Below are 6,000 nucleotides of genomic sequence, written 5' to 3'. Positions count from 1 at the left end.
CCCCTTACCATCCCCGCAATCCCCTCCAGCAGCGCCCTCTGCTCGCCCACCCAGAACCAGTGGTCCTCCCCCTCCACCTCGACAAACCGCGCCCCCGCTATCCGCGCCGCCAGATACCGCCCGGCCTCGACCCGCACCGCCCGGTCGCCGGTGCGGTGCAGCACCAGCGTCGGCGCCCTGACCTTTGACAGCAGCGGCCGCACGTCGGCGTCGCGCAGCGCCTGCAGCAGGCCGGCCACCGCGCCGGGGCTGGAGGCGGCCCGGAGCAGGCCGGCCCACCAGGCGCGCGCCTGGCGGTCGGAGGCGAGGCTGGGCGCGAAGGTTTCGATTTCCGCCGGGCCGCCCCAGCCGGCGAGCAGGCGCTGCTGCCACAGATCATATTGCGCCGAGGTGAGCGCGAAGGGATAGTCGGGCGCGCGGCTGCCCTTGGCGAGCGAGCCCCACAGGACCAGGCCGGTCAGGCGGTCGGGATGGTCGACGGCGAAGCGGATGCAGCCCGGCCCGCCCTCCGAGGCGCCGACCAGCACGGCGCGGCGGCTGCCGGCCGCGTCCATCACCGCCAGTATGTCGCGCGCTGTGGCCTCGACGGTCGGGCGGGCGCCGACGCGGTCGGACAGGCCCATGCCGCGCCGGTCGAACAGGATCAGCCGGCCGAGCCGCGACACCGCACCGAGCCAGGCGCGGCAGCTCCTGTCTTCCCAGATGCGCTCGACATGCGAGATGAAGCCGGGAACGAGCACGATATCGGCCGGGCCGCTGCCCATCGTCTGGTAGGCGATATGGATGCCGTCCACGGCGACATAGCGGGTTCTCGGCATCTCCGCTTCGGCATCGCTGGCGCGCAGCAGAGCGAGCGTCGCCGGGTCGGGCGCCACGCCGAGTTCGTCGCGCAGCAGCCGCGTACAGGTCTCGCCCTGGCGCTCGGCGGCCGCCCGGTCGCCGGCGGCCAGATGGGCGCGGATCAAATGGCGGTGTGCGCTTTCGCTCAACGGGTCGAGGGCGGCAAGGCGCGTTGCGTGCATCACGGCGCCGCGCGCGTCGCCGCCGGCGATCCTGGCCTCCACCAGCCGCTCCAGCGCCTGCACCAGCCGGCTGCGCAAGGCCTCGCGGCGGAAGAACACCCATTCCTCGAATTCGGGACAATCCGGCAGCGCGAAGCCGGCGAGATAGTCGCCGGTGTAGAGGCCGGCGGCCTCGTCGAGCAGACCGGCATCGCAGGCATGGTCGAAGGCGATGGCGTCGGCCTCGACCGGGAGCCCCGGGCGCAGGCTGAGCGACGCCGCGCCGGCTGATATCATCTCCTCGCCGAACGCGACGCGGATCTTGTACAGCGTGCGCCGCAGGCGGGCGCGGGCGGCTTGCGCGTCGGCCTCGGGCCACAGCAGCGTGGCGGCGACCTCTCGCGCCACCGGTCCTCCGGCCTCGGCAAGGTAGATGACAAGCGCGGCCGCCTTGCGCAAGGCGAGCTCTACCCGCCGCCCGTTCAGCCGGAACTCCGGAAAACCCAGAAGTCTGAGTTGTATCGGCTCCATCGATCCGCACGCGGCCGCGCAAGGAGAGGACGTTGAGGGGACGCCGGCCTTCTATCCACCCCCCGGTTTCGCGCCGATCCGGCCCGATCAACTCCCTTGGAGCGAGAAATGTCACCGGTCAATACATCAAGCCATCGCACTTCAGAACCGCTTGGCGGCTGCCGCGTCCCTGCCGCCGGGCATGGAGGCTGAATCATGTGCCAGACCTGCCTCTCCTGGTATGCGCGCTGCGTCGCCCCCTATTTCGTCCATGCCGGCTGTTCGGCCGGCACATTCACGCGGATGCGCAGTCGCGTCATCCCGAGGGCTGAAGGTGTCGTCGTCGAGGTCGGCTTCGGCTCGGGCCTCAACCTGCCCTATTACGACGCCGCCAGGGTGGAGCGGCTGGTCGGCGTCGACCCCGACGGCACCATGCTCGGCCTCGCCGCGCCGAAGAGCCGCGCCATGCCGTTCGCCGTCGAATGCATCCGCGCCGGCGGCGAAAGCCTGCCTTTGGCCGATGGCATCGCCGACACGGTGGTCGTCACCTATGCCTTCTGCACCATTCCGGACCCCGAGGCCGCGCTCAGCGAAATCCGCCGCGTCCTGAAGCCGACAGGCCGGCTGATCTTCATCGAGCACGGCCAGGCCGAGGGACCGCGCTGCCGCCGCTGGCAGCAGCGGCTGAACCGGTTGTGGGGTTCGATCGCCGGCGGCTGCCACCTCAACCGCGATCCGCTGAGCCTGATCGGCGGGGCGGGTTTTCGCCTGCTCGAGGTGCAGCACGGCCGGTTTCCCCTGCCCCTATGGCAGTTGGGCAGCCACCACGCCGGCATCGCGGCCGCAGGCTGACCGGCCTGCACCGGCCGCGCGTTCATTTGACCGCTGGCCTTGCAGGGAACCCAGCCTGCAAGGCTGCCCGGCCCAGGGTCATCTTGCCCCGTTCATCGATGTCGCGCCGCACTTGCCTGGCGCCATGGCCGCCCTCACAGCGCCAGGCTCCCCTGCTCCGCCTCCTCGGCATCGGGGTCGCCGGGGGCGGTGGCCCAGGCGAGTTCGACCAGCGTCACGGTGCGCTTTCCGGTGCCGTCGAGCTGGCAGACGATCAGCCCCTGCTCCTCGATATAGGTCAGCAGGCGCCGGGCGCGGCGCAGCGAGTGCGAGCCATAGGCGCGTGCGATCGCGGCGTCGCTCGGGCACGGCCAGCCTTCCTTCGCCGCCCGCGCGATCATCATGAACACGCCCTGCATGTCGTCGGGCAGCAGCGAGGCGCGCACGGAAACGTCCCGCCAAGCGTCGTCCTGCGTCGTTTCGGAGCCGAGGCCTGCGCGGGCGCGCGTCAGCATGCGGCGGAATTCGGCGAGGTCCGGCACCACCGAGGCCAGGCCCTCGATGCGGCAGCGCACCACGAATTCCTGATAGAGCACGCCGATCACGCGAAAACCCGCATCGGGCTGTGCCAGGATGGCGCGCAGCACGCGGTCGACCCGCTCGCGCCGTTCCGCCAGGTCCTCGGCGCTGATTTGCGGCTCCGCCGGTTCGGGGCGGATTTCCAGCGCCGCCGATTTCGCCGCCATCAGCTGGTCGAGCAGGTCCGGCGACGCCACCCGGCGCGGCGTGCGCACCGTCTCGGGCGGCGGCGCCGCCAGGATGATCGCGCGGGCATCCTCCAGCGCTGCCTCCGGCATCGCCATCAGCCGCGGCGTGCCGTTGCGCGGACTGGTGTCGGTCGGGCCGATGCGCAGGCCGAGCGGCCGGCGCGACAGTGCCGGCCCCAGCGCCATGAACTGCCCCCGCTCCAGGTCGCGAAAAGCTTCCGCCTGGCGCCGCTCCATGCCGAGCAGATCGGCGGCGCGCGCCATGTCGATGTCGAGGAAGGTGCGGCCCATGAGGAAATTGGAGGCTTCGGCCGCGACATTCTTGGCGAGCTTGGCCAGACGCTGCGTGGCGATGATGCCGGCCAGCCCGCGCTTGCGGCCACGGCACATCAGGTTGGTCATGGCGCCGAGCGAGAGTTTGCGCGCCTCGTCGGAAACCTCGCCGGCCACCGCCGGCGCGAACAGCTGCGCCTCGTCCACCACCACCAGCATCGGATACCAGTGGTCGCGGGCGACCTCGAACAGCCCGCCGAGGAAGGCGGCGGCGCGGCGCATCTGGTTTTCGGCGTCGAGCCCTTCGAGGTTGAGCACGGTGGAGACGCGGTGGATGCGCGCCCGCTCGCCGGCCGCCTGCAGGCCGCGCTCGGTGTGCTCCTCGGCATCGATCACCAGATGGCCGTAGCGCTCGCCGAGCGAAACGAAGTCGCCTTCGGGATCGACAATGGTCTGCTGCACCCAGGGCGCGCTCTGCTCCAGCAGCCGGCGCAGAAGATGCGATTTGCCGGAGCCGGAATTGCCCTGCACCAGAAGGCGGGTCGCCAGCAGTTCCTCGAGATCGAGGTTCGCTGGGGCGCCCGCCGTGGTGTGTCCCATCTCGATCGCAACGGTCATGTCTCGACTCAAAAAGGTCTCCTGCGCGGCATGGGGCTTAGCAACCCAGGCGCGGCCCGTCGAGCACCGATGGCCGGCGGCCCGGTGTTGCGCACAGTTGTGAGGAAAGGGCCGCCAGGAACGGCCGCCGTCAGCCGCCCCTGTGGATAGTAACCACTCATTCACCATGGGCCGGCGTTGCGGTTGCGGAGGCCGGCCATCCGTTTAGCCTGACCTTGCATCGCGCCCCAACGAGATGCACCCCAACGCCCCAGACGGCGGCCGGCGTCTTCAAGTTTCGTTTCTGTATGCGCCGGTCGTCAGTTTTGTCAGCTACAGCGCCGCACCTTGCCGCGGCATCGGTGCCAGGGGCGGTGCATCCAGGCCCTCGAAAGGGTCGCGCCAGGCGTCGATGGCTTCGAGCCGGCGATACCAGCGGTCGAGCGCGGGATAGTCGCCGAGCGGCAGGCCGGCGGCATCGTTGAACGGCAGGAAGGCCGCCATGCGGAAATCGGCATAGGAAAGCGACGTTCCGACCAGCCATTGCCGGCCGGCCAGTTCCGCCTCCAGGATCGCGGCCCCCTTGTGGAACTCTTCCAGCCCCTTGCTGACCTTGTCCTCGTCGATCGGCCCGATGCCATAGCGCTGCTTGGTGCCGCGCTCGAAATGCACGGTGTCGCAGGCGCGCATGAAATTCTCCTTGCCCCAGCTCAGCCAGCGGATCATGTCGGGTTCGTCCTCGCCGGTGCGCCAGAAATCGGAACGCGCCGCGCGCGACAACCGGCAGGCTATGGCGTCGGCCTCCCACAGACTGCCGCTGGGCCATGCCAGGATGGGAATGGAGAGGTTGGGATTGAGCGGCCGGAATCGCTCCGCTTGCTCCGGCGCAAAGGGTGACGCGAATTCGAAGGCCACCTCGGCCTTGAGATGGCGCGCCACCGCGACCGCCAGGCGCGGATTGGGATTGCGGCTGAAATACAGTGTCATTTCGCCCACGGCCGGCTCGATCTTGTCATTCATGAGTGTCTCTCCTCGTCCTGGCGAACATGCCAGACCAAGGACGCGTCTGGCAGGCGCAATCCGACAAAGTGTGGGTTGACCACCATCGATGGCGAGGCGACACTTCATATCGCACCAAGGCAGGAGGAATTGCGATGGACGAGCCCGAACGGTGGCGCCACATGTCGACGGCACCCAAGGACGGCAGCCGGATCCTGGTCACGGTCCGTCCCTCCGAACAGGGGCCGGCGGAAGTCGACCTCGCCTACTGGTCGCGCGGCGACCAGTTCGCCGGTGAAGGCTGGCGGGCATCGGATTCCTCGCCCGGCCGCGTCGTCGAATATGCCGAACCGGAGCTGAAGTGCTGGATGCCCATGCCCTCGGCCAACCTCAGCCGCGGCGGCTCGATGCCCGCCCCCTGGGAAGGCGACGACGCACAACAGCTGGATGGGTCCGGGATTTAGCGAACGCGGCCGGCGAAGCCGCCAATCTCCCCCCTCGTGGGGGAGATGTCCGGCAGGACAGAGGGGGGCGCTGTCCCGCCAGCCTATCAGGGTGTGCCAGCTAGCCCTGCAACGATGATGATATGCTGGCAGACATTGTCGATATCGCGGATGACATCGTCGTTCCAGAACCGCAAAACAGTCCAGCCATCCTGTTCCAGGCGCTTTGTCCTTGAGGCGTCGGCGGCTGCAAGGTCTGCATCAGCATGCTGAGAGCCATCGAGCTCCACGATGAGCTTTTTCTGCGGACAGGCAAAATCGACGATATGGCCGGCGATCGGGAGTTGCCGGCGAAAGCCAAGCCCCATCAACCGATGTGCGCGAAGCGCATTCCAGAGCTTTAACTCGGCATCGGTCATGGCTTTGCGCATGGACCGTGCGTGCAATCGATTCTGTGGAGGCAATGGAGTATGAGGCATGGCTGCCTTTTAGATTGACGCTAGCGCCCTACGGCGCCCCCCTCTGTCCTGCCGGACATCTCCCCCACAAGGGGGGAGATCGGCAGCTTCCCTGCAGGCT

General features: G+C 69.0%; 6 protein-coding genes. 2 read left to right on the top strand and 4 right to left on the bottom strand.

Annotation, left to right across the window (positions count from 1 at the left end; all coding sequences use genetic code 11):
- On the bottom strand, positions 1 to 1,532 hold a 1,532-nt coding region (locus FJV83_RS28350; protein ID WP_142887461.1), incomplete at its 3' end, for an alpha/beta hydrolase.
- 195 nt (positions 1,533 to 1,727) lie between these two features.
- Here FJV83_RS28350 and FJV83_RS28345 point away from each other — a divergent pair.
- Positions 1,728 to 2,363, top strand: coding sequence for a class I SAM-dependent methyltransferase (locus FJV83_RS28345; protein ID WP_142885572.1), 636 nt, complete (start codon positions 1,728 to 1,730; stop codon positions 2,361 to 2,363).
- Between the two features lie 134 nt (positions 2,364 to 2,497).
- Here FJV83_RS28345 and FJV83_RS28340 read toward each other — a convergent pair whose 3' ends face one another.
- Positions 2,498 to 4,000, bottom strand: a complete 1,503-nt coding sequence (locus tag FJV83_RS28340) for an ATP-binding protein (RefSeq protein ID WP_095775187.1) — start codon at positions 3,998 to 4,000, stop codon at positions 2,498 to 2,500.
- 312 nt (positions 4,001 to 4,312) lie between these two features.
- Positions 4,313 to 4,966 (bottom strand): glutathione S-transferase family protein, encoded by a 654-nt coding sequence (locus FJV83_RS28335; RefSeq protein WP_142885591.1) that lies wholly within the window; start codon positions 4,964 to 4,966, stop codon positions 4,313 to 4,315.
- 167 nt (positions 4,967 to 5,133) lie between these two features.
- Between FJV83_RS28335 and FJV83_RS28330 the strand changes: the two genes are divergently transcribed.
- Positions 5,134 to 5,442 carry a hypothetical protein gene (locus FJV83_RS28330; protein ID WP_019859393.1) on the top strand — a complete coding sequence of 103 codons (309 nt, stop codon included), beginning with the start codon at positions 5,134 to 5,136 and terminating at the stop codon, positions 5,440 to 5,442.
- 86 nt (positions 5,443 to 5,528) lie between these two features.
- Here FJV83_RS28330 and FJV83_RS28325 read toward each other — a convergent pair whose 3' ends face one another.
- Entirely contained in the window at positions 5,529 to 5,900 is a 372-nt protein-coding gene (locus tag FJV83_RS28325; RefSeq protein ID WP_142885571.1) for an endonuclease domain-containing protein, read from the bottom strand.
- Positions 5,901 to 6,000 lie beyond the last annotated feature (100 nt).

Origin of the sequence: Mesorhizobium sp. WSM4307 (assembly GCF_007003945.1) — a bacterium.
Taxonomy (GTDB): Bacteria; Pseudomonadota; Alphaproteobacteria; order Rhizobiales; family Rhizobiaceae; genus Mesorhizobium.
This window is presented reverse-complemented; position numbering and strand designations above follow the sequence as displayed.

Coding starts and splice junctions, on each gene's coding strand:
- FJV83_RS28335 (WP_142885591.1), bottom strand. CDS start 4,966: ATGACACTGTATTTCAGCCGCAATCCCAATCCGCGCCTGGCGGTCGCG.
- FJV83_RS28340 (WP_095775187.1), bottom strand. CDS start 4,000: ATGACCGTTGCGATCGAGATGGGACACACCACGGCGGGCGCCCCAGCG.
- FJV83_RS28330 (WP_019859393.1), top strand. CDS start 5,134: ATGGACGAGCCCGAACGGTGGCGCCACATGTCGACGGCACCCAAGGAC.
- FJV83_RS28325 (WP_142885571.1), bottom strand. CDS start 5,900: ATGCCTCATACTCCATTGCCTCCACAGAATCGATTGCACGCACGGTCC.
- FJV83_RS28345 (WP_142885572.1), top strand. CDS start 1,728: ATGTGCCAGACCTGCCTCTCCTGGTATGCGCGCTGCGTCGCCCCCTAT.